Below are 22,951 nucleotides of genomic sequence, written 5' to 3'. Positions count from 1 at the left end.
CGCGCGCGCGTGGCAGCGGCGCGCGGGGCCAGTCCGCGCCAACGCGAACGCCCATAAAAAATGGCGGCGCCGACAAAACCGGGCCGCCATTCTTGTCATCCGCCGCGCTTACTCTTTAATCGATTCGATCGCGAAGGTCAGCGTAACGTCGTCGCCGACGTTCGGCGCGTATTTGCCGGCGTTGAATTCGGTGCGTTTGATCTTGGCCACGGCGTTGGCGCCGCAGGCGTCTTTCTTCACCATAGGATGCGGCATGCACTGGAACGAGGTTACGCTCAGCGTCACCGGCTTGGTCACGCCTTTGATGGTCAGGTTGCCGTCCACCGAGGCCAGCTTGTCGCCGACGAAGTTCAGTTTGCTCGACTTGTAGGTGATGCTTGGGAACTTGGCGGTGTCGAGGAAATCCTCGCCCTGGATATGGTTGTTGAACGTGGAGTAACCGGTGTTGACCGACTTGGCGTCGATAACCACGTCGACCGAGCCGGTCTTGGCGGCGCGGTCGATGACGATTTTACCGGCGGTGGTGTCGAAACGATTCTGCTGGGTCGAGTAACCGAAGTGGCTGTACTCGAAGCGCGCCGCGGTGTGGGTGCTGTCGATAACATAGGTTTCCGGCGCGGCGACGGCGGCCAGCGAGATGCCGGCGGCGGCGATAAAGACGAGCAATTGCTTCATGGGTCAGACTCCAGTATGGTGGTTGATACTTCAGTTTTCACAGCCCAAGCGCAATGCCTCGATGCCGCGCTGGTGCGCTTTAGTGACGGCTATTATGCCTTCACTAAAGATCGATGTAAAACGTAAAGTTTACGTACTTATCATCGAGAAAATCGATAATGATTCGTGCCGTGATCGGCCGGCGCCCGCAGCGGTTAAAATCCGTAGCAAACACATCACAGGAAGCACATGAACGCAGCCCCCCACACGCCCCGCCACCACATCGGCTGCGCGTCCGCATGACGCAACCGGCGACGCAAGCAGAAGCCACTGCGCCCCGCGGCGACCGCGCGGCCCGGCTGATGCGCTGGGGCTATGGCGCGCTGGGCGCGCTGATGATGGTGCTGGCGGTGATCGGCGCGCTGCTGCCGGTGATGCCGACGACGATTTTCCTGATCCTGGCGCTGGCCTGCTTCAGCCGCTCCTCGCCGCGGCTGGAACACTGGTTGCTGCACCACCCGCGTTTTGGTCCACCGCTACGGCAGTGGCGCGAACACCGCGCCGTCTCGCGCCGCGGCAAACGCATGGCGTGCATCGGCATGGCCATCGGCTTCGCGATCATGTGCGCGGGCGCGCCGCCGTGGTGGGTAATCGCGCTGGTCGGCGCCACCGAACTGCTGGTGCTGAACTACCTGCTGCGCCGCCCCGAAGGCCCCTTCCCCGAGCGGCCCGACGGCGCCGACTAAAAGTTAGCGTGTCGTATGTCGGGTTACGCCCTGGCGGGCTAACGAGCATCTCAAATCGCCCAGCGCAGCTGCGCCAGCGGCGTCGGTGCCGCCCGCTCCACGACCGCCGGATGCTCCAGCACATGCGCCAGTATGCGTTGCACAAGCGCGGCAAACGCCGCGCTGCCGCGCGCGCGCGGGCGCGGCAGGTCGATCTTGACGTCGAGCGCGATGCGGCCGTCCTCGATCAGGATCACGCGGTCGGCCAGCGCCACCGCCTCCGCCACGTCGTGCGTGACCAGCACGGCGGTGAAGCCGCGCGTCAGCCACAGCGATTCGATCAACTGCTGCATCTCGATCCGCGTCAACGCGTCGAGCGCGCCGAGCGGCTCGTCGAGCAGCAGCAATTGCGGCTCGTGTACCAGCGCGCGCGCCAACGCGACGCGCTGCCGCTGGCCGCCCGACAGCGCCGCCGGCCAGTCGTCGGCGCGCTCGGCCAGCCCCACCGTCCACAGCGCCGCGGCGGCCGCGCCGACCGAACGCGGCAAACCCAGCGCGACGTTGTCAAGCACGGTTTTCCACGGCAGCAGGCGCGCCTCCTGGAACATGATGCGGACCTCGGGCTTGCTGCGGCCGCTGCCGACGACGATGCTGCCGGCGTCGAGCTGCTCCAATTGCGCGATGGTGCGCAGCAGCGTGCTTTTGCCGCAGCCGCTGCGTCCAACGACGGCGACGAATTCGCCGGCGGCCAGTTCAAGGCCAACGTCTTTCAGCACCGTGCGCGCGGCGTAGGCTTTCGACAGGCCGCGCAGGGTCAGCGGCACGCCCTGGCGCGCCTTGGGAACGCGCGGCGGCGCCTCGGCGACGGCCGCTGGAATCAGCAGCGACAGGAAGTCGGATTCAAGTTGGGCGGGTGCGAAGATCATATATATCCAGTTAAGTTAGGCGGCGTCGACGTAACCCTGGGGTCAGACCCGGCTACGAGTTAGCGCTATTCGTAGGTCGGGTTAGCCCGCCAGGGCGTAACCCGACTGGCGTCGACGGTTCCAGTTCAGCGATAAGCCGGATTCCAGCGCAGGCAATACCGCTCCAGCCGGCGCGAGAAGACGTCGGCGAATTTCCCCAGCAGCGCGTACAGCAGTATCCCCACCAGCACAACGTCGGTTTGCAGGAATTCGCGCGCGTTCATCGTCATGTAGCCAATACCGGCCTGCGCCGAGATGGTTTCGGCGACGATCAGCAGCACCCACACCAGTCCCAGCGAGAAGCGCACGCCGACCAGTATCGACGGCAGCGCCGCCGGCAAAATCACGTCGCGGTACAGCGGCCAGCCGGACAGGCCGTAGCTCTTGGCCATTTCAATCAAGCCCTGGTCGGCCGAGCGGATGCCGTGGAAGGTGTTCAAGTAGACCGGGAAGAACACGCCCACCGCCAGCAGAAACAGCTTCGCCGTCTCGTCGATGCCGAACCACAGGATCACCAGCGGAATGAGCGCCAGCGCCGGGATGTTGCGGATCATTTGCAACGTCGTGTCGAGCAGCGTCTCGGCCCGTTTCACGCTGCCGGTCAGCAGCCCCAGCGCCAGGCCCAGCCCGGCGCCGATGGCGAAACCGACCGTGGCGCGCCACAGGCTGGTCTTCAGGTGCACCCACAGTTCGCCCGATTCGGCCAGGTTCCAGAACGCCTTAACCACGGCCCACGGCTCGGGCAGGATGCGACTCGACAGCCAGCCGGCCTGCGCCGCTACCTGCCAGGCCAGCACCAGCGCGGCCGGCAGCGCCCACGGCGCGAACGCCTCGAACCCGCTTTTGACGCGGCCGGCGCGCATGCTCAAGCCGCCTTTTTCGGCAGGATGTTGCTCGCCATGACTTCGCCGAACGGGCCGCTCAGCGACTGCTCGCCGTGGTCCCTGCCCTTGCCCAGCAGCGGGAACACCAGCTCGGCGAAGCGGTACGATTCCTCCAGGTGCGGGTAGCCGGAAAAGATGAAGGTGTCGATGCCGAGGTCGGCGTATTCCTGCATCCGCGCCACCACCGTTTCGGCGTCGCCCACCAGCGCGGTGCCGGCGCCGCCGCGCACCAGGCCGACGCCGGCCCACAGGTTGGGCGACACTTCCAGCTTGTCGCGGCGGCCGCCGTGCAGCGCGGCCATGCGCCGCTGGCCCTCCGAATCCATCTTGCCGAACGCCGCCTGGGCCGCCGCGATGACGTCGTCGTCGAGGTGGCTGATCAACTCGTCGGCGGCGCGCCAGGCCGCCTCGTTGGTCTCGCGCACGATGACGTGCAGGCGGATGCCGAAGCGCACCGTGCGGCCGCGCTTGGCGGCGCGGGCGCGGATGTCGGCGATCTTCTCGGCCACGGCGGCCGGCGGCTCGCCCCAGGTCAGGTAGACGTCCATCTGCTCCGCCGCCAGCTCGTGCGCCGGCTCGGACGAGCCGCCGAAGTACAGCGGCGGATACGGTTTCTGCACCGCCGGGTACAGCGTCTTGGAACCGCGCACCTGGATATGCTTGCCCTCGAAGTCGTAGCCGGCGGCGCCGCCCTCGCCGGCCAGCGTGGCGCGCCAGACGCGGATGAATTCGTCGGAAATCTCGTAGCGCTTGGCGTGGTCGGCGAACAGGCCGTCGGCCTCCAGCTCGCCCTGGTCGCCGCCCGTCACCACGTTAATCAGCAGGCGCCCGTTCGACAGGCGGTCGAAGGTGGCGGCCATGCGCACCGCCAGGCCCGGGGTCGTCAGGCCTGGCCGGATCGCAACCAGGAATTTCAATTTTTGCGTCACGCTGATCAGCGACGACGCCACCACCCAGGCGTCCTCGCAGGAGCGTCCGGTCGGCAGCAGCACGCCGTCGTAGCCGAGCGTATCGGCCGCCACCGCGCACTGGCGCAGGTAGTCGGCGTTGACCGGGCGCGCTCCCTGGGTGGTGCCAAGGTAGCGGCTGTCGCCGTGCGTAGGGATAAACCAAAAGACATTCAACGACATTTTTCTCTTCCTTTTACATTACAACTTGAATGACAGCAGCGCGTCTTTGACGTTGATCGGCTTGGGGATCAACTTCAGCGCCGAGAACGCGTCGGCCACCTTCTGCTGCTGCGCCACCACGTCCGGCGTGACCGACTTGACGCCATAGGCGTAGCGCGCGGCGGCCAGTTCCAGGATGGCCGGATCAAGTCCGGTTTGCAGCGCCAGCACGGCGGCGACCTCCTTCTGGTTGACGCGGCCCCATTCGTCGACCTTGGCCAGTTCGTCGATGACGATGCGGATGATTTCCTGGTTTTTTTCGGCGTAGGAACGCGCGGCCAGGTAGAACTGGTGGTTCGACACCAGCCCTTTGCCGTCGGCCAGCACGCGCGCGCCCAACTGCTTTTCGGCGGCCGCCAGGAACGGGTCCCAGATCGCCCAGGCGTCGACGCTGCCGCGCTCGAAGGCGGCGCGGGCGTCGGCCGGCGGCAGGAACACGGTCTCGATCTCGCGGTAGCCGACGCCGGCCTTTTCCAGCGCCTTGAGCAGCAGGAAATGCACGTTGGAGCCCTTGTTCAGCGCCACCCGCTTGCCTTTCAAATCGGCCAGCGTACGGATTTTCGAATCCTTCGGCACCACGATCGCCTCGCTCGACGGCGACGGCGGCTCGTTGCCGACGTAGACCAAATCAGCGCCGGCGGCCTGCGCGAAGATCGGCGGCGCCTCGCCGGCGGTGCCGAAGTCGATGCTGCCGACGTTCAGCCCTTCCAGCAGCACCGGGCCGGCGGGGAATTCGGTCCATTTGACGTCGACGCCTTTGGCGGCCAGGCGTTTTTCCAGCGTGCCGCGGCCTTTCAGCAGGGTCAGCGTGCCGTATTTCTGGTAGCCGATGCGCAGCACCGGTTTGGACTGGGCCAGCGCGGCGCCGGGCAGGCCGGCCGCCAGCGCGCCGGCCGCGGCGGCGGACAGCAGACCCAATACGTGGCGGCGGGATAGGCGAATTTCGTGACGCGTGCTCATGTTTTTCCTTGAATGTTCGGGGGCGCGATGTAGATTTAGAACCAGAAGCGTGACCCTGGGATCAGACCCCGAGGGGCTCACCCCGGCTCGCTGTCTCTGGCTCTAATTGGGTTGGCGGCACCTGGCTGTACGGGAGGTCCTTTAACGACCGCCCCGGCCGTGCGCTGGTATCGATGTCGGGTTGCGGCGCGGTGGCGCGCGCCAGCCGCAGCGTGCGCAGTCCCGCCGTCAGTTCTTCGACGCCGGCGCCGACGCGCGCGGCGATCGCCGGCGCCAGCGCCAGGCCGCCCTGCTCGCTCCATTCAAGCTGCTCGGAGGTGGCATAGATGCTGGTCAGGACGTGCTTGGCGGCCAGCGCGTGCAGCACCGGGCGCAGCGCGTAGTCCAGCGCCAGCATGTGCGATTGGCTACCGCCGGTGGCCAGCGGCAGCACCAGCTTGCCGGCCAGGCCGTCTTGTGGCAGCAGGTCGAGGAAGGCTTTCAGGATACCGGTGTAGGAGGCCTTGTAGACCGGCGTGGCGATGACGACGGCGTCGGCCGCGGCGACGGCGGCGATGGCCCGCGCTATCGTGACGTCGGCGAAGTCGGCGTGCAGCAAGGCCTTGGCCGGCAGGTCGCGCACATGCAGCTTGCTGGTGCGGTGGCCGTGCAGCGCCATCTGCTCGCCGACGTGCAACAGCAGGCGGCTGGAGCTGGATGGAATCTGCGGGCTACCGCTTAATAATAGTATGTTCATGTGCGATCTCTCCGTGATGGTGGTGCGTCGTTTCAGAGGACAGATTAAGTCCGGCGCGGCAAATTCAGAACGAATGCTTTCGCGCTTCGATATGTGTTTTCTGGATATCGCCACGGGCGTGCACTTCGGATTTACGCATAAGCAAAGACGGAATTAATCGTTCACAAACGCCGTTGTGCACTGCAATACTGCGCCACCGATTCCACTACAAACGGCTTTGCACAATGTCAAAAGCATTCATCAAGGCGCAGCATGGACTCCATGCAGACGCTTCCGCACCCCCTTCGAACGATCCGATCCAGGTCGCCACGGCGCTGGCCGCACGCCTGGCCGAATCGGCCAACGAACGCGACCAGGCCGGCGGCCACGCCGCCCGGGAACGCGAATGGATACGCGAGTCGGGCCTGCTGACGCTGTCGATTCCCAGCGAATTCGGCGGCCAGGGCGCCGACTGGGCCACCGTCTACCAAACCATCCGCATCCTGGCGCGGGCAGACAGCGCCCTGGCCCACGTGTTCGGTTTCCACCACCTGCAACTGGCCGGCATCCGCCTGTACGGCAGCGCGCGGCAGCAACGCCGCCTGCTCAGCGACACGGTGCAGCAGCGCCTGTTCTGGGGTAACGCGCTGAACCCGCTCGACAAGCGCACCGTCGCCGCCGACGCCGCCGACGGCTTTACGCTCGACGGCATCAAGAGCTTCTCGTCCGGCTCGGTCGGCTCCGACTGGCTGACGGTGTCGGCCTGGCACGCGCCTAGCCAAAGCGCGCTGATCGGCGTGCTGCCGACGCGCCAGGACGGCGTCGCCGTGCAGCCGGACTGGGACGCCTTCGGCCAGCGCCAGACCGACAGCGGCAACGTCCACTTCACCCAGGTTGCGCTGCCGGCCGAACTGGTGTTGCAGGCGCCGGCGCAGGAAGCGACGCCGCAGGCCACGCTGCGCTCGCAGGTGGCGCAACTGATCATGACGAATCTGTACCTGGGCATCGCCGAGGGCGCCTTCGAGGCGGCGCGCAATTACACCCGCGACGAAGCGAAGGCCTGGTTCGCCTCAGGCGTCGCCAAGGCCAGCGCCGACCCGCTGATCCAACACCGCTACGGCCAACTGTGGATGCTGCTGCGCCCGGCCGTGCTGCTGGCCGACCACGCCGGCGTCGAACTCGACAAAGTCTTCAACAAGGGCGCCTTGATCAGCGCCCGCGACCGCGGCGAACTGGCGGTCGCCGTGGCCGAGGCCAAGTGCCTGGCGCACCGCGCCGGCGTCGAGATCAGCAGCCAGATGTTCGAGCTGACCGGGGCCCGTTCGACCTCGGCCAAATACGGCTTCGACCGCTTCTGGCGCAACGTCCGCGTGCATACCCTGCACGACCCGATCGACTACAAGTACCGTGACCTGGGGCGTTTTGCCCTTGAAGGCACGCTGCCCGAACCCACCGCCTACTCCTAAGAAAAATATGAGCACACCTCTCAACCTATCCGCGCTGCCGGACGCGAAGCGGGCCACCGTCATTCGCGTCGACGCCGCCAGCAAATCGTTCGCGCTGCCGCGCGGCGAACAATTCCACGCCGTGCGCAAGGTCTCGCTGGACGTGCGCGAAGGCGACGTCTTCGGCCTAATCGGCAAGAGCGGCGCCGGCAAATCGACGCTGCTGCGCCTGCTCAATTTGCTGGAGCGGCCCGACAGCGGCAGCGTCACCGTGGCCGGGCGCGAGCTGACCGCGCTGGGCAAACGCGAGCTGCGCGACGCGCGCCAGAACATCGGCATGATTTTCCAGCAGTTCAACCTGCTGCAAAACGCCAGCGTGTTCGACAACGTCGCCTTCCCGCTGATCATCCACGGCAAACTGAAGGGCGCGCACATCGCCGCCCGCGTCCACGAATGCCTGGCGCTGGTCGAGTTGAGCGGCAAAGCCGACAGCTTCCCGTCGCAACTGTCGGGCGGCCAGAAGCAGCGCGTGGCGATCGCCCGCGCGCTGGCCAGCCGGCCGGCGGTGCTGCTGTGCGACGAGCCGACCTCCGCGCTGGACGCGGAAACCACCCGCGCGCTGCTCGACACGCTGCGCGACATCAACAAGAACCTCGGCGTCACCATCGTCATCGTCAGCCACGAGCTATCGGTGCTGGGCGCCATCTGCAACCGCGTCGCGGTGATCGAGGACGGCGCCATCGCCGAGCAATTCGCGCTGGCCGACACCGGCACCGTGCGCAAGACCGCGCTGGGGCGCGAGCTGGCCCACTACGGCACGCCCGCCTTCGAAGCGACCGCATTCAAGGAGCGCGCACATGCTTGAAAATATTATCGCCATGCTGCCCGAGCTGTGGACCGCGCTGGGCCAGACCCTGACCATGCTGGCCATCGGCCTGACCTCGGCGGTCGTCATCGGCGGCCCGCTCGGCGTGCTGCTATTCCTGATCGCCGACGGCCAGTCGCTGCAAAACCGCCCCGCCGCGCTGATACTCGGCTGGTTCGTCAACGCGGTGCGCTCCTTCCCGTTCATCATTTTGCTGGTCGCGCTGGTGCCCTTCACCCGCGTCATCGCCGGCACCTCGATCGGGCCGCTGGCGGCCGCCGTGCCGCTGTCGTTCGCCGCGATTCCCTACTTCGCCCGCATGGTCGAACAGAACCTGCGCGAAGTGCCGCGCGGCGTCATCGAGGCGGCCCACGCGATGGGCGCCTCGGAACTGCAAATCGTGCTGCGCGTGCTACTCGTTGAAGCGCGCGCCGGCCTAGTGCTGGCGCTGACGGTGTTGTCGATCAGCTTCCTGTCCTACTCGGCCGTGGCTGGCGTGGTGGGCGGCGGCGGCATCGGCGACCTGGCCATCCGCTACGGCTACTACCGCTTCGAGACCGACGTCATGGTCGCCACCGTCGTGGTGCTGATGCTAATCGTGCAAACCATCCAGTTCACCGGCAACCGCATCGCCAAGCGCCTCGACAAACGCTGAGGGCCGGGGGCATTAAGTTAGCGTGTCGTAGGTCGGGTTAGCCCGCAAGGGCGTAACCCGACCATGTTGGCCGAAGCGTGCCGCGCTGCTCCAGGCCAACGTTGTCGGGTTACGCCGTTCCGGCTAACCCGACCTACGAAAATTGCGCCAACTTATCGGCAACGGCCCTGCATTTAATTGACCCATCAACACCCACACATTCACCCCAAACTAAAGGAAACACCATGACCATCGCACGCCGCACCCTGATCCTCAGCGCCTTGACCCTGGCCCTGGCCGCGAACTTCGCCGCCGCTAAGGACCCGAAGGAAATCGTCATTGGCACCAGCGCCGGCCCGTACGCCGACCAGATCAAACTGGGCATCAAGCCGATCCTGGAAAAACAGGGTTACAAGATCAAACTGGTCGAGTTCAACGATTACGTGCAACCGAACTTCGCCTTGGCCGAAGGCTCGCTCGACGCCAACGTGTTCCAGCACATCGTCTACCTGAACAAATTCGCCACCGAACACAAGCTGGCGCTGACCGACCTGGTGACGATTCCAACCGCGCCCATCGCTATCTACAGCAAAAAGCACAAGTCGCTCGACGAAGTGAAGGAAGGCAGCAGCGTCGGCGTTCCCAACGACCCGAGCAACGAGGCGCGCGCGCTGGTGCTGCTGGACCAACTGGGCTGGATCAAGCTGCGCGCCAACTTCGACCCGGTGCGCGCGTCCGAGAAGGACATCGTCGGCAATCCGAAGAAGATCAAGATCATCCCGCTGGAGGCGGCGCAACTGCCACGCTCGCTGGGCGACACCGACTACTCCTTCATTAACGGTAACTACGCGCTGGCGGCCGGCATCAAACTTACCGAAGCGCTGATCGCCGAGAAGATTTCGGCGAACTACATCAACCTAGTGGCGGTGCGCACCGGCGACAAGGACAAGCAGTTCGCCAAGGACCTGGCGGCGGCCTACCGCTCGCGCGAATTCCTCGAAGTGACCAACAAGCACTTCGCCGGCTATTCGAAGCCCGACTACCAGCTGGCCCTGCAAAGCGCGAAGAAGTAACACCGGACCATGAGCAAAACGATCCGCTTCAACGCCTTCCAAATGAACACGGTGGGCCACCAGTCGCCCGGCTTGTGGACCCATCCGCGTGACACCAGCCACCGCTACACCGATCCGCAGCACTGGATCGAACTGGCGCAACTGCTGGAGGCGGGCCGCTTCGACGCCATCTTCCTGGCCGACGTGCTGGGCGTGTACGACGTCTACCAGGGCGGGCTGGACGCGGCCCTGCGCGGCGGCGTGCAGGTGCCGCTGAACGACCCGCTGGCGCTGGTGCCGCTGATGGCGCAGGCGACCACGCGGCTCGGTTTCGGCGTCACCTGCGCGCTGACGTACGAGCACCCGTACAGCTTCGCGCGGCGCCTCTCGACGCTGGACCATTTGACGGGCGGGCGGATCGGCTGGAACATCGTCACCGGCTACCTCGACAGCGCGGCGCGCAACCTCGGCCTGGAGCGCCAGCTCGGGCACGACGAGCGCTACGACTTGGCCGACGAATACCTCGACGTGGTCTACAAGCTGTGGGAGAAAAGCTGGGACGACGACGCCGTCGTCAACGACAAGGCGCGCGGCGTCTACGCCGAGCCCTCGCGCGTGCATCCGATCAACCACGCCGGGCGCTACTACCGCGTGCCCGGCATCCACCTGTGCGAGCCGTCGCCGCAGCGCACGCCGCTGCTGTACCAGGCCGGCACGTCGGCGCGCGGCACCGCCTTCGCCGCGCGCCACGCCGAATGCACCTTTGTCAGCGGCCCGAGCAAGGCGGTGGTGAAGCGCTACGCCGACGACTTGCGCGCCGCCGTGGGCGCGGCCGGCCGCGACGGCGAGGCCCTGCTGATTTACGCGCAGGCGCTGGTGGTCACCGGCGCCACGGCGGCCGAGGCGCAGGCCAAGTACGAAGAGTACCGCGGCCACGTCGACATCGAGGCGGCGCTGGCGCTGTTGTCGGGCTGGACCGGCGTCGACTTCAGCCGCTTCCCGCTGGACGCGACCATCGACTACATCGAGTCCGACGCCGGGCGCTCGGCGCTGGCCTCGTTCAGCCAGGCCGACCCGGACCGCAAATGGACGGTGCGCGAGGCGGCCGAATTCATCGGCATCGGCGGGCGCGGCCCGGTCTTCGTCGGCGACCCGGTGCAGGTGGCCGACCAGTTGGAGTCGTGGATGGACGACACTGGCATCGACGGCTTCAACCTGGCCTTCGCGGTGGCCGACGAAAGCATGCGCGACGTCGTTGAGCTGATCGTACCGGAACTGCAGCGGCGCGGGCGCTACCGCAAGGAATATGGCGACGGCGTGCTGCGCCAGCAACTGTTCGGCCAGAGGCCGCGGTTGCCGGCGGCGCATCCGGGGCGGCAGGTGCGCATCGACGCCGCAGAAAAGGTTTCCATAGATTAACTATTTACATTAAACTAATCCAGGACGCGCATACAGCGTGTCCTGTTGCTGCGATCCTGCGTATCCGATCGATACCTGTCGTGCGACAACCGGCATCTTGCCGGGAGCAACATCGTCAATCACAGTTCAGAATCGAGACGCATGATGAAAATAACCGACTTTAACATCGGCACCCGGCTGTTCGGCGGCTTCGCCTCGATCCTGGTGGTGGCGATCGCCGCCAGCGCGGTCGGCATCTGGCAACTACGCACCGTCGCCATCGAAACCCGCACCATGGCCGAACAGCCGCTGGCGAAGGAACGCTTCGTTTCGGACTGGTATCGCAACACCGCCAGCAACATCCTGCGCACCACGTCCATCGTGCGCAGCGCCGACGACACGCTGGCGAGCTTCTTCGCCGCCGACATCGCCGCCACCAGCGCCAGCATCACCGACATCCAGAAAGCCATCGAACCGCTGCTTGCCAGCGCCGCCGAAAAGACCGCCTACGAGCACGTCGGCGAAGCGCGCAAGCTGTACATCAAGGCGCGCGACGGCGCCATCGCGGCCAAGCGCGGCGGCGACGCGGACGCCTCGGCGCGCCTGATGGAGCAGCAATTCCTGCCGGCGGCGAAGCAATACAACGAGGCGCTGAGCGCGCTGCTGGCGATGCAGCGCGAGAGCATCAACGCCAACGCGCAAAACATCGAAAAGCAGTATCAAACCGGCTTGACGCTGATGCTGCTGCTGATCGCGCTGCTGGCCGCCTTCGGCATCGCCTGCGCCACGCTGATCACGCGCAGCATCGTCAAGCCGCTGCAAACGGCGGTGGCGGCGGCGCGCAAGGTCGCCAGTGGCGACTTGAGCGGTGACATCGTCGCGCAGACCGGCGACGAAACCGGCCAGCTGCTGCTGGCCTTGCGGGACATGAACAACTCGCTGCGCGGCATCGTCGGCACCGTCAGGGGCGGCGCCGATGCGATCGCCACCGCCTCCAGCGAAGTCGCCACCGGCAACCTCGACCTGTCCGCGCGCACCGAGGAACAGGCCAGCTCGCTACAGGAAACCGCCTCGTCGATGGAAGAGATCACCTCGACCGTCAAGCACAACGCCGACAACACCCGCCAGGCCAGCGCGCTGGTGGCGTCGACCTCGGACGTGGCGCGCCAGGGCGGCGCGCTGGTGGCCCGGGTGGTCGCGACGATGGGCGGCATCAACGCCTCGTCGAAGCAGATTGCCGACATTATCGGCGTCATCGACGGCATCGCCTTCCAGACCAATATTTTGGCGCTGAACGCCGCCGTCGAGGCGGCGCGCGCCGGCGAACAGGGCCGCGGCTTCGCCGTGGTCGCCTCCGAAGTGCGCAACCTGGCGCAGCGCTCGGCGGCGGCGGCCAAGGAAATCAAAACGCTGATCGGCGATTCGGTCACCCAGGTCGAACAGGGCTCGACGCTGGTCGGCCAGGCCGGCGCCATCATGGAGCAGATCGTCGCCAGCGTGCAGCGCGTCACCCTGGTGATGGGCGAAATCGCCACGGCCAGCGGCGAGCAGGAGCACGGCATCGAACAAATCAACCAGGCCATCAGCCAGATGGACACCGTGACCCAGCAGAACGCGGCGCTGGTCGAGCAGGCTGCTGCGGCGGCGGAATCGCTGCAGGACCAGTCGGCTAAACTGGCGCGGGCGGTTAGCGTGTTTAAGCTTGTGCGGCATGAGCATGCTTAGCGGGCTGGCGGGCTGGCTGCGGCCAACAGCAGACAATCATAGATTGAAGCCGCCGTATGGACTAAAGGAATATCTATGTTGAAGCTGTATCGTTTCGCCGATGGGAAAAAAGAGTACTGGGAGACTTGGCAGGACGATAGTGGCGCGTACACCATTCATTGGGGCGAACTCGGTACGAAGGGAGAATCCAGAAACGTTCGCTCTACCTTGTTCGCTAAGGCTGAGAAGGCAATTCAAAAAGAAATAGATCGTTTGGTTACGCAGGGATTTCATTCCGTCGACATGGACGATCACCATACTCTGCTTATTGAATACGCAGTCGATGGTATGGGTACGAGCAACGACGTCGAGAAACGCCATCGGCTTGAAGATCGAATGAATGAGACTTTAGGTTGGACTGGCATAGGAACGTGTGACGGGGGAAGCATTGGTAGCGGGTCAATGGAGGTCTGTAGTTACGTTGTTGACTTCGAGGTGGCGAAGGCAGTCATTGAGAAAGATCTCGCCCGTACAGAGTTCGCAAACTACACACGCATCTTTAACGAAGAGTGCCAGTAGCGAGGCTGATCGGCCTCGTCAAGTATGGCGGCCGTGACCGTCCGCAATGGGGCGTTAGCGGCCACCTACGATCTCGCTGTAGCGACCAACAACCTTTTCCATGCCTGATTCGATACACTCGGCCACCAGCGCGTGGCCGATCGACACTTCCAGCACGCCGCCAATGGCGAGGAAGTGCGGCAGATTCTCCAGGTTCAGGTCGTGGCCGGCGTTCACGCCCAGGCCCAGCGCGGTCGCGCGCACCACCGCTTGGCCGAAGCCGGCGTAGATCGCGTCGCCCTCGGCGGTGCCGAAGTGCTCTGCGTACGGTTCGGTGTACAGCTCAACGCGGTCGGCGCCCACCTCAACGGCGGCCTCGAAATGCGCGTAATCGTAATCGACAAACAGGCTGGTGCGGATGCCCAGCGGTTTCAGCTCGCCGATCACGCGGCTCAGCAACTCAGCATTCTTGACGATGTCCCAGCCATGGTCGGAGGTCAGTTGGCCCGGCGCGTCCGGCACCAGCGTGCATTGCGCGGGGCGCACCGCTTTCACCACGTCGAGGAACTGCTCGGACGGGTACCCTTCGACGTTCAATTCGCAACCGCGCGCGGCGCACAGGGCGGCCAGTTCTCTGACGTCGGAATAGCGCGCGTGGCGCTGGTCTTCGCGCGGGTGCAGCGTGATGCCGTGCGCGCCCAGGTCGAGGCAGCGCGCGGCGAACGCCGCCACGTCGGGGAAGTTGCGCCCGCGCGAATTGCGCAGCAGGGCGATTTTATTGATATTGACGGATAACAGGGTCATGTTGGGCGATCATCAAATTCGGCGATGTCAGCATTATTGCAAATTTATCGCGCCAAGGGGACGGCAACTGTCAACGATTCGCTCGGCCAGCGCCGCCAGCATCGCCCGGTCGCCGCCCTCGGCGACGAACAGCATGAACTCGACGTCGGGCAGCGGCGGCAAGCCTTGCTCCGCCTTCAGCGCCACCAGGCCCTCGCCCAGGCGGCTGGCGGCCAGCGGCGCCACGGCGAAGCCGGACAGCGCCGCCGCGCGCAGGCTGGCGATGCTGTTGCAGACCATGACGGTGCGCTGGGCCATGCCGCAGCGCGCCAGGCTGGCCAGCGCCGCCTCGCGGTACGGGCATGGTTCCGGAAACAGCGCCAGCGGCAGCGGCGACGGCAGCGTCACGCTGGCGTGCGCCGCGCGCGCCCACACTAGCGGCTCGCGCCACAGCAGGCGGCCCCGCTCCGGCCCGCCGCATTGCGAGCCGACGACGATGTCCAGCGCGCCCTGCTTCATTTGCCGCAGCAGGTCACCGGGTATGCCGACCTGCACTTCGACTTCGATGCCCGGATATTCGTCGGCGAAGGCGTGCAGCGCGCGCAGCACGCCGGTGTCGGCGAAGTCCTCGGCGATGCCGACGCGCGCGCGGCCGTGGTAGTCGGCGCCCGCCATTTGCGCGGCGGCGTCGCGGTTCAGCGCCAGGATGGCGCGGGCGTAGCCGATCAGGCGCGCGCCGTCGGCGCTCAGTTCAAGCGAGCGCGTGGTGCGCTTGAGCAGTGGCTTGCCGACCTGTTCTTCGAGCCGGCGCAGGTGGCCGCTGACGGCCGATTGCGTCAGGTGCAGGCGCTCGGCGGCGCGGCTGAAGCCGGCCTCGTCCACCACGGCGACAAAGGTTTTGAGCAGGACGGTATCGAACATATATTTCAAATTGAACTGAATTGTCGATAATAACTCAATTTACATTTTGAAATAGACTATGTTTCAATGGCGTTCTCCAACCACGCCACAAGGAAATAGCATGACCACATTGCTGCACATCGCCTGCTCGCCGCGTAAAGAGCGCTCGGCCTCGCTTGAGGTCGCCCTCGCCTACATTGACGCCTACCGCGAAGCGCACCCCGACGCGCAGGTGAGCACGCTCGACTTGTGGGACGGCGCGCTGCCCGAGTTCGACGAGCACGCGATGGCGGCGAAGTACGCCGGCTTGAGCGGCACGCCGTTGAGCGCGGAGCAGGAAAGCGCCTGGGCCACGCTGGGCGCGCTGGCCGCGCGCATGCACGAGGCGGACGTGCTGGTGCTGTCGGTGCCGCTGTGGAATTTCAGTATTCCGTACAAGCTCAAGCAGTTCATCGACCTGGTGTCGCAAAAGGACATCCTGTTCTCTTTCGACCCGGATACCGGCTTGAGCGGCCTGCTGCGCGATAAGCGCGCCGTCGTCGTCTACGCCCGGGGCATGGATTTTTCGGCCGGTTCGAGCACGCCGGCGCAGCGCTTCGACTTCCAGAAGCCGTACGTCGAGGCGTGGCTGCGCTTTGTCGGCGTCGACGACGTGCACGCGCTGATTGTCGAGAAAACCATTATGGGAAGCGATGTCGACGCCGGGGCCAGGGACGCGGCCAAGGCCGAGGCGCGCCAGTTGGCGGCGACGATGGCTGGCAACCTGACATAGGTCACAGAAAATATCTTTTAAAAATAGCTATATTTTGATCGAATATTTCATCCAGAAAAGTCTAAGATGCACACGCGTTTACCGATTATTCAAAGAGGGATGCTATGCAAGCTAACGATTTCATGGGAAAACTGTTCGATTACAAGGCCTGGGCGAACCGGGAGTTGTTTGCCGCTGCCGACGCCAGGCGGGTTACGCCCCTTGGGCTAACCCGACTACAAAATCTGGCCTGTGAGCTTATGCCGTTGCTTCATTGACACTTCCGTGGCAGCATACGGCACTCCCGGCCCGACCGCTAACTTTGAGAAGCACGCCATGTCCCATTCATCACGTTTTCGCCTTGTCCGCGGCGCCTTGTTGGCCGCCGCGCTGCTCGCCAGCGCCCACGCCCGGGCCGACCCTGCCCCGGCCTGCGAGCTGTGTGCGCAATGGAACGCACCGCAGAAGCCGTTCCAGGTGTTCGGTAACACTTACTATGTCGGCGTCACGGGCCTCGCCTCGGTGCTGATCACGTCGCCGTCCGGCCATGTGCTGGTCGACGGCGGGCTGCCGCAGTCGGCGCCGCTGATCGCCGCCAACATCCGCGCGCTCGGTTTCAAGCTCGACGATATTAAGTTGATTTTGAATTCGCACGCGCACTTCGACCACGCCGGCGGTATCGCCGAGTTGCAACGCCTGAGCGGCGCGCTGGTGGTCGCCAGCCCGTCCGCCGCGCTGGCCCTGGCGGCCGGCCAGGTCGGGCCGGACGATCCGCAATACGGCGCGGCGACGCCGTACGCGCCGGTGCTCGACATGCGTCTGGCGCACGACGGCGAAGCCATCGCGGCCGGCGCCATCGAGGTCACCGCGCATGTCACGCCGGGGCACTCGCCCGGCGGCTTGAGCTGGAGCTGGAAGTCGTGCGAGGGCAAGGTTTGCGCCAACGTGGTATTCGCCGACAGCCTCAACCCTTACTCACGCAAGGGCTTCAAGTTCGGCGCCAGCGAAGACTATCCGAACGCGTTGCAAGATTTCCAGCGCAGCTACGCGACGCTGGCCGCCCTGCCCTGCGACATCATGCTGACCGGGCATACGGACGCCGAGCTGTTCACTAAACAGGCCAAGCCGCGCGAGGCGGGCAAGAATCCGTTTGTCGATCCTGAGGCTTGCCGCAAATATGTCGCGGCCGCGCGCGACGCGTTGACCAAGCGCATCGCGACGGAACGCTGAATCGCTGCCTCGGCGGCCCCCGCAGCCGACCTACAAAATCTTAACGTAGCGGCATTCGGGCCAAACCCCGGGGTTACGCCGTTGGTTTTAAAGCTGCGGCTTCACGGAACTTCAGCTCGGGACAGTCGTCGTTGCGCATCTGCGCCTGCGACACGTTGCTGCCCGGCGGTACGCTTTGGGTCAGCCAGACGTTGCCGCCGACGGTGGAGCCGGCGCCTATCGTGATGCGGCCCAGGATGGTCGCGCCGGCGTAGATGACGACGTCGTCCTCGACGATCGGATGGCGCGGTATGCCTTTGACGAGCGCGCCGGTGGCGTCGGCCGGGAAGCGCTTGGCGCCCAGCGTCACGGCCTGGTACAGGCGCACGCGCTGGCCCAGGATGGCGGTCTCGCCGATCACCACCCCGGTGCCGTGGTCGATGAAGAAGCTGGCGCCGATATGCGCGCCGGGGTGGATGTCGATGCCGGTCAGCGAGTGGCCGATGTCGGAAATCAGGCGCGCCAGGAACGGCGCGCCCAGCCGGTGCAGGCTGTGCGCCAGGCGGTAGTACAGAATCGCGATGGTGCCCGGATAGCACAGCATGATCTCGGCCACCGAGGTGGCGGCCGGGTCGCCGGCGAAGGCGGCCTGCACGTCCGACACCAGCAGCGCGCGGATCGCCGGCAGGCCGGCGGCGAAGTCGCGCGTGATCTCGTCGGCGCGCTCGGCCAGCGCGGCGTCGTTCGGCCCGTCCGGCGCCTCGCTCTGCGACGAGAACAGCAGCCCGCGCCGGACTTGTTCGGTGAGCCGGTTCAGCGTCGTGTTGAGCGTGTCGCCGACGAAGTAGTCGATGCTCTCGTCGGTCAGGTTGGGGCGCCCGTAATGGGTCGGGAACAGCACCGCCGAGAGGCCGTTGACGATGCCGGTCAGAACCTCGCGCGACGGCAGTTCGCGGATCCGGCCGTGGTGGCGGATGTTGTGCGTGGCCTCGCGCGAGATGCGCAAGCCGTCGATGATCGCGCCCAGGTTCCAGCGCGACGGCGTCGGCCTGGAGTGATCAAAGGTATCGAGTTTCATATGTATATCCCTTGCTTGCTGCGGCAAAAGGCGGCGCCACGCGCCACCGGCGATAAGACGGACGGTCCAGCTTAATTACCCCTGCGGCAAAACGGAACGAAGCGTTTCCTTGATCGATATGTGCGATTCGCATATCGACGCGCGCGCGGCGGCGGCGCGGCGGACCTGGGCCGACAGGAAATCCCTTGCTGGCGTAAAATACCCGGCTAACGAACCAGCCACCAACAATGAACCTCTTACTGACACTGATCCTGGCCGGGCTGACGATGGTCGGACCGCTCGCCATCGACACCTACCTGCCGTCCTTCCCCGCGATTGCCGCCGAATTTTCCGCTAGCCCGTTGCTGATCCAGCAGACGCTGAGCGTGTTCCTGTTCACGTTCGCCTTCATGATGCTGTTCTACGGCACGCTGTCCGATTCGTTCGGCCGCCGTCCGGTGATACTGATCTCCCTGATACTGTACATCATCGCGTCAATCGGTGCAGCGCTCGCGCCGTCGCTGGGCTGGCTGCTGGCCTGCCGCGTGCTGCAGGGCCTGTCGGCGGGGGCCGGCTCGGTGGTCGGGCGCGCTATCGTGCAGGACCGCTTTTCCGGCGCGGCGGCGCAGAAAATCCTGTCGCACATCATGATGGTGTTCGGCCTGGCGCCGGCGATCGCCCCGGTGCTGGGTGGCTGGCTGCAGGTGTCGCTGGGCTGGCGCTCGATTTTCTGGTTCCTCGGCGGCTTCGGCGCGCTGATGCTGGTGGTGGTCTACCGCGCGCTGCCGGAAAGTTTGGCGCCGCGCGAGCGCCACCCGTTCCACTTCGGCGCCATCGCGGCCAACTACTGGAAAGTGCTGTGCCACCGCCAATTCCTGCTGCTGTCGGTCGCCGTCGGCCTGAGCTTCGGCGGCTTCGCCCTGTACATCGGCTCGGCGGCCTACTTCGTCATCAACATCCTGCACCTGCCGGAAACCGCCTTCGCCTGGCTCTTCATCCCCTTGATCAGCGGCATGGTGGTTGGCTCGGCGCTGTCGGCGAAGTTCGCCCACCGCTACACGCAGCAGCAACTAGTGTGGAGCGGCTACTTCCTGATGCTGGCCGCGGCCCTGGCCAACATCGGCTACAACTACTATTTCGCCGCCGAGGTGCCGTGGGCCGTGCTGCCGCTGTTCCTGTACTCGTTCGCGCTGGCCGCCGCGATGCCGCCGATGACGCTGATGGCGCTCGACTATTTCCCCAACAACAGCGGGCTGGCCTCGTCGATGCAATCGTTCATTCAAATGCTGCTGTTCGCGCTGGTCTCCGGCCTGGTGGCGCCGCTGCTCTTCGACAGCGCGCTGAACCTGGCCTACGGCGTCATGGCCGGGCTGGTGCTCAGCCTGGCGAGCTGGCTGGCGGTGCAGGCCGGCTCCCGCACGAACGGCGCGCCCGCCCAGGCTTAGGCAGCGCTCAGGGCCAGGGCGCCGGCGTCACATCGACATACTGCGGGCCGCCGTCCTCCGGCTCAGGCGCCCGCCGGTTCAACTCGCTCGTCGTCGTGCCCAGCGCCAGGATTTCCTTGCGCGCCTCGACGAAATCGGCCGACGACAAAGGCCGCTCGGCATCCGGCCAATGCTCGACGGCCCACTGCTGCACCTCCTCGAAGCGACGCCACAGCTCATTGACGAACTGGCGCCGCTGCTCTTCGTTTTGCATCATCGACTCCCGCAGCAATAAAACGCCAGCCTAAGGCCGCGCCCGCGCGCGGTCGGTACGCTGACGCACGCAACAACCTCTGGGGTTGTAGCATCGCTGGCGTTACAGGGTCGGCAGTTTGCGGAAGCCCAGCGCCAGGCGATTCCAGCTGTTGATGGTGTTGATGGCCATGGTGACGTCGACCATTTCCTTTTCGCTGAATTGCGCGGCCAGCGCGGCGTAGTCGGCGTCCGGCGCCTGGGTGTCCGATAGCCGGGTCAGCGCTTCGGTCCATGCCAGCGCGGCCCGCTCGCGCTCGCTGAAGAACGGCGTTTCGCGCCACGCCACGACGGCGTGCAGGCGCCGCTCGGTTTCGCCGGCCTTGCGCGCGTCCGCCGCGTGCATGTCGACGCAATAGCCGCAGCCGTTGATTTGCGAGGCGCGCAGTTTGATCAGTTCGAGCAGCGAGTGCTCCAGGCCCAGTTTGCCGACCGCCATTTCAAAGGCGATCATCGCTTTCATCGCTTCGGCGGAGGCGGTGTAGAAGTCTGCTCTTGGTTCCATTGTGCTTTTCCTTGTTGTGAATGAAGGCGTTCATTGTAGGCGGCGCGGGCCTTGCGCGAGGAGGCCAATGCGGCCGTTTTCAGCCACGCCAACGCCGCCGCGGGTTGCCAATCCGGCCGAATGCAGGCAGGCTGTGCAAAACAATACAAATAATGGGGTGGCGGGCATGGAGTTGCATATCGTTATAGAGGGCGGCCGCGATCTGGCCGGCCAGTTGTTCCGCCAGTTGGAGCTGGCGATCCGCTCCGGGCGCCTGGCCGACGGCCAGCAGATTCCGCCGTCGCGCCTGCTGGCGCAGCAATTGGGCCTGTCGCGCAAGACCGTCGCGCACGCCTACGCCCGCCTGACGCTGGAGCGCCTGCTGGTGGGCCGGGTCGGCGTTGGCAGTTACGTCTGCGCGCCGCCGGCGCCGCGCGCGCAGGCGCGGCCCGCCGCCGCGTTGGCCGGCGCCGCCGTGCTGCGCAAATGGCAGCAGATGGCGACGCCGCTGCTGCACGCCGCCGAGCAGGGCAGCGCGCGCTACGAGTTTCTCGGCGGGCGCACCACGCCGGGCCATTTTCCACAGGACGCGTGGCGCCGCTGCGTGCTGCACGCGCTGCGCCAGGACGTCCAGACGCGCGGGCGTTACGGCGCCACCGAGGGCGTGCCGGCGCTGCGCCAGGCCATCGCGCGCCACGCCGCCTTCAGCCGCGGCCTGGTGTGCACGGCGGCGCAGGTGCTGGTGACGAACGGCACCCAGCAGGCGCTCGACCTGCTGGCGCGGCTGCTGCTCGAACCGGGCGGCAGCGTCGCCGTCGAGGAGCCCGGCTATCCGATGGCGCGGCTGCTGTTCGCCAGCCACGGCGCGCGCGTGGTCGGCGTGCCGGTCGACGAGGAAGGTCTGCTGGTCGAGCGCATTCCGCGCGGCGTCAGCCTGATCTATGTGACGCCGACCCACCAGTTCCCGCTCGGCATGCAGATGAGCCTGGCGCGCCGCCACGCGCTGCTGGCGCGCGCGAGAGAGATCGGCGCCATCGTCGTCGAGGACGACTACGACAGCGCGTTCCGCTACGAGGGCCGGCCGGCCGATTCCCTGCAAAGCCTGGACCGGCACGGCATCGTCGCCTTCGTCGGCAGTTTTTCCAAGGTCTTGCTGCCCGAACTCAGGCTCGGCTACGCGGTGCTGCCGAAGGCGCTGATGCCGGCGGCGCTGAAGGTCAAGCACGTCGGCGACTGGCACTGCGCCAGCATGGCGCAGCACGCGCTGGCCAAGTTCATCGACGACGGCCACCTGCTCAGGCATATCCGCCGCTGCCACGCGATTTACGCCGCCCGCCGCGAGCGGCTGCGGCAGTGGTTCGACGGCGCGCTGGCGCCGTGGTTCACGCTGGTGCCGGCGACGGCCGGCTTCCACGTGGCGGCGCTGTGCCACGCGCCGCTCGACGTCGCGCTGCTGGTGCGCCTCGCGCGCCGCGCCGACGTCGGCCTGTATCCGCTGGCGCAGTTCTACCACGACACGCCGCCGCGGCAGGGGCTGGTAATCGGCTACGGCGCCATCGACCTGCTCGACATTGACGTCGCGCTGGGGCGGGTGCGCGATATTTTGCTGGGGATGGAGTGAGGGCGGCGCCGCCACTCGGTTCCCTTCGGCAATACATATTGCCAACGCCGCTATATGGTGTGCGGCATCAAGTAAAATGTCGGCTTAGCCGCCATTTTGCGGCCGGCACGCCATATTCACACGGACTTGATTGATGCGACTGACCACCTACACCGACTATACCCTGCGCACGCTGATGTACCTGGGCGTCAACCGGGATCGGCTCGTGACGATTCAGGACATTGCCGATTTGCACGCGATCTCGAAGAACCACTTGATGAAGGTGGTGTACCAGCTGGGCCTGTCGGGCATCGTCGAGACGGTGCGCGGGCGCAACGGCGGGCTGCGCCTCAAGCGCGAGCCGGCCGACATCAACATCGGCGCGGTGGTGCGCGAAACCGAAAGCGACTTCTTCATGGCCGAGTGCTTCGACCGCGCCAACAACACCTGCCCGCTGACGCCGAACTGCAAGCTGAAGTCGGCGCTGGCCCAGGCCACCCAGGCCTACCTGGCGGTGCTCGACAAAGTGACGCTGGAGTCGTTGCTGGCGCCGGACCCGGCGCCCGGCAACGTCATCCACTTCCTCCATCCGTCCGAGCGGGCCTGAACCGCCTTCCTGCGGCCACACTCTGGCGGCGCGCGCGGACCGGCCTATTTGTGCGACATGGCGGCGTGAAAATTGTTACATTGCCGGCTTCTCCAG

24 protein-coding genes are annotated in these 22,951 nt (G+C 65.9%); 13 read left to right on the top strand and 11 right to left on the bottom strand.

What is annotated here, in order from left to right:
- Positions 1-108: 108 nt before the first annotated feature.
- Complete coding sequence (locus JANGC3_RS0102755; protein ID WP_017874958.1) at positions 109-675, bottom strand: YceI family protein; 567 nt, start codon at positions 673-675, stop codon at positions 109-111.
- A gap of 341 nt (positions 676-1,016) precedes the next feature.
- On the opposite strand from JANGC3_RS0102755, the gene JANGC3_RS0102750 reads away from it, so the two are divergent.
- Positions 1,017-1,400, top strand: coding sequence for a YbaN family protein (locus tag JANGC3_RS0102750; protein ID WP_026132459.1), 384 nt, complete (start codon positions 1,017-1,019; stop codon positions 1,398-1,400).
- A 50-nt stretch (positions 1,401-1,450) separates the two neighbouring features.
- Here JANGC3_RS0102750 and JANGC3_RS0102745 read toward each other — a convergent pair whose 3' ends face one another.
- From JANGC3_RS0102745 to ssuE, 5 genes are all read right to left on the bottom strand, one after another.
- Positions 1,451-2,305 (bottom strand): ATP-binding cassette domain-containing protein, encoded by an 855-nt coding sequence (locus tag JANGC3_RS0102745; RefSeq protein WP_017874956.1) that lies wholly within the window; start codon positions 2,303-2,305, stop codon positions 1,451-1,453.
- Between the two features lie 125 nt (positions 2,306-2,430).
- The gene (gene ssuC, locus JANGC3_RS0102740; RefSeq protein ID WP_026132458.1) at positions 2,431-3,207 is read right to left on the bottom strand and encodes an aliphatic sulfonate ABC transporter permease SsuC; all 777 of its coding nucleotides are present in this window, start codon (positions 3,205-3,207) and stop codon (positions 2,431-2,433) included.
- Between the two features lie 2 nt (positions 3,208-3,209).
- Entirely contained in the window at positions 3,210-4,358 is a 1,149-nt protein-coding gene (gene ssuD, locus JANGC3_RS0102735; RefSeq protein ID WP_017874954.1) for an FMNH2-dependent alkanesulfonate monooxygenase, read from the bottom strand.
- Between the two features lie 18 nt (positions 4,359-4,376).
- Positions 4,377-5,357, bottom strand: a complete 981-nt coding sequence (locus tag JANGC3_RS0102730; RefSeq protein WP_026132456.1) for a sulfonate ABC transporter substrate-binding protein — start codon at positions 5,355-5,357, stop codon at positions 4,377-4,379.
- Positions 5,358-5,418: 61 nt separating this feature from the next.
- On the bottom strand, positions 5,419-6,093 hold the full coding sequence (gene ssuE / locus JANGC3_RS28170) for an NADPH-dependent FMN reductase (RefSeq protein ID WP_051068201.1): 675 nt from the start codon (positions 6,091-6,093) through the stop codon (positions 5,419-5,421).
- A 224-nt stretch (positions 6,094-6,317) separates the two neighbouring features.
- Here ssuE and JANGC3_RS0102720 point away from each other — a divergent pair, with 224 nt between their 5' ends.
- From JANGC3_RS0102720 to JANGC3_RS0102690, 7 genes are all read left to right on the top strand, one after another.
- Positions 6,318-7,538 (top strand): acyl-CoA dehydrogenase family protein, encoded by a 1,221-nt coding sequence (locus JANGC3_RS0102720; RefSeq protein ID WP_017874951.1) that lies wholly within the window; start codon positions 6,318-6,320, stop codon positions 7,536-7,538.
- 7 nt (positions 7,539-7,545) lie between these two features.
- Complete coding sequence (locus tag JANGC3_RS0102715; protein WP_017874950.1) at positions 7,546-8,382, top strand: methionine ABC transporter ATP-binding protein; 837 nt, start codon at positions 7,546-7,548, stop codon at positions 8,380-8,382.
- The gene (locus JANGC3_RS0102710) at positions 8,375-9,037 is read left to right on the top strand and encodes a methionine ABC transporter permease (protein WP_017874949.1); all 663 of its coding nucleotides are present in this window, start codon (positions 8,375-8,377) and stop codon (positions 9,035-9,037) included. Before JANGC3_RS0102715 ends, JANGC3_RS0102710 begins: the two co-directional genes overlap by 8 nt.
- Positions 9,038-9,261: 224 nt before the next feature.
- A complete protein-coding gene (locus tag JANGC3_RS0102705) occupies positions 9,262-10,089 on the top strand; it encodes a MetQ/NlpA family ABC transporter substrate-binding protein (protein WP_017874948.1) in 828 nt (275 codons plus the stop codon).
- 9 nt (positions 10,090-10,098) lie between these two features.
- Positions 10,099-11,487: an LLM class flavin-dependent oxidoreductase gene (locus JANGC3_RS0102700; RefSeq protein ID WP_017874947.1), complete on the top strand. Its 1,389-nt coding sequence runs from the start codon at positions 10,099-10,101 to the stop codon at positions 11,485-11,487.
- A gap of 141 nt (positions 11,488-11,628) precedes the next feature.
- Positions 11,629-13,191 carry a methyl-accepting chemotaxis protein gene (locus tag JANGC3_RS0102695; RefSeq protein ID WP_017874946.1) on the top strand — a complete coding sequence of 521 codons (1,563 nt, stop codon included), beginning with the start codon at positions 11,629-11,631 and terminating at the stop codon, positions 13,189-13,191.
- Between the two features lie 75 nt (positions 13,192-13,266).
- Positions 13,267-13,749, top strand: coding sequence for a hypothetical protein (locus JANGC3_RS0102690; RefSeq protein WP_017874945.1), 483 nt, complete (start codon positions 13,267-13,269; stop codon positions 13,747-13,749).
- Positions 13,750-13,803: 54 nt separating this feature from the next.
- On the opposite strand, the gene JANGC3_RS0102685 is transcribed toward JANGC3_RS0102690, so the two are convergent.
- Both JANGC3_RS0102685 and JANGC3_RS0102680 read right to left on the bottom strand, forming a co-directional pair.
- Complete coding sequence (locus JANGC3_RS0102685; protein ID WP_017874944.1) at positions 13,804-14,532, bottom strand: pyridoxine 5'-phosphate synthase; 729 nt, start codon at positions 14,530-14,532, stop codon at positions 13,804-13,806.
- Positions 14,533-14,565: 33 nt separating this feature from the next.
- Positions 14,566-15,432 (bottom strand): LysR family transcriptional regulator, encoded by an 867-nt coding sequence (locus JANGC3_RS0102680; protein WP_026132455.1) that lies wholly within the window; start codon positions 15,430-15,432, stop codon positions 14,566-14,568.
- 100 nt (positions 15,433-15,532) lie between these two features.
- Between JANGC3_RS0102680 and JANGC3_RS0102675 the strand changes: the two genes are divergently transcribed.
- Both JANGC3_RS0102675 and bla read left to right on the top strand, forming a co-directional pair.
- Complete coding sequence (locus JANGC3_RS0102675) at positions 15,533-16,183, top strand: FMN-dependent NADH-azoreductase (protein WP_017874942.1); 651 nt, start codon at positions 15,533-15,535, stop codon at positions 16,181-16,183.
- 315 nt (positions 16,184-16,498) lie between these two features.
- Positions 16,499-17,392 carry a subclass B3 metallo-beta-lactamase gene (bla, locus tag JANGC3_RS0102665; protein ID WP_081611736.1) on the top strand — a complete coding sequence of 298 codons (894 nt, stop codon included), beginning with the start codon at positions 16,499-16,501 and terminating at the stop codon, positions 17,390-17,392.
- A 73-nt stretch (positions 17,393-17,465) separates the two neighbouring features.
- Here the strand turns inward: bla and epsC are convergent, their stop codons facing one another.
- Positions 17,466-18,449, bottom strand: a complete 984-nt coding sequence (epsC, locus tag JANGC3_RS0102660) for a serine O-acetyltransferase EpsC (protein ID WP_017874939.1) — start codon at positions 18,447-18,449, stop codon at positions 17,466-17,468.
- A gap of 227 nt (positions 18,450-18,676) precedes the next feature.
- On the opposite strand from epsC, the gene JANGC3_RS0102655 reads away from it, so the two are divergent.
- On the top strand, positions 18,677-19,873 hold the full coding sequence (locus tag JANGC3_RS0102655) for a multidrug effflux MFS transporter (protein ID WP_017874938.1): 1,197 nt from the start codon (positions 18,677-18,679) through the stop codon (positions 19,871-19,873).
- Between the two features lie 7 nt (positions 19,874-19,880).
- Here the strand turns inward: JANGC3_RS0102655 and JANGC3_RS0102650 are convergent, their stop codons facing one another.
- On the bottom strand, positions 19,881-20,129 hold the full coding sequence (locus JANGC3_RS0102650; RefSeq protein ID WP_017874937.1) for a hypothetical protein: 249 nt from the start codon (positions 20,127-20,129) through the stop codon (positions 19,881-19,883).
- Between the two features lie 99 nt (positions 20,130-20,228).
- Complete coding sequence (locus tag JANGC3_RS0102645) at positions 20,229-20,669, bottom strand: carboxymuconolactone decarboxylase family protein (protein WP_026132454.1); 441 nt, start codon at positions 20,667-20,669, stop codon at positions 20,229-20,231.
- Positions 20,670-20,835: 166 nt separating this feature from the next.
- Here JANGC3_RS0102645 and pdxR point away from each other — a divergent pair, with 166 nt between their 5' ends.
- Together pdxR and JANGC3_RS0102635 are read left to right on the top strand one after the other, a co-directional pair.
- Positions 20,836-22,269, top strand: coding sequence for a MocR-like pyridoxine biosynthesis transcription factor PdxR (gene pdxR, locus JANGC3_RS0102640; protein WP_017874935.1), 1,434 nt, complete (start codon positions 20,836-20,838; stop codon positions 22,267-22,269).
- A 133-nt stretch (positions 22,270-22,402) separates the two neighbouring features.
- Entirely contained in the window at positions 22,403-22,855 is a 453-nt protein-coding gene (locus JANGC3_RS0102635; RefSeq protein ID WP_035787522.1) for an RrF2 family transcriptional regulator, read from the top strand.
- Positions 22,856-22,951: the final 96 nt, after the last annotated feature.

This window comes from Janthinobacterium sp. CG3 (assembly GCF_000344615.1).
Lineage (GTDB): Bacteria > Pseudomonadota > Gammaproteobacteria > Burkholderiales > Burkholderiaceae_D > Janthinobacterium.
This window is presented reverse-complemented; position numbering and strand designations above follow the sequence as displayed.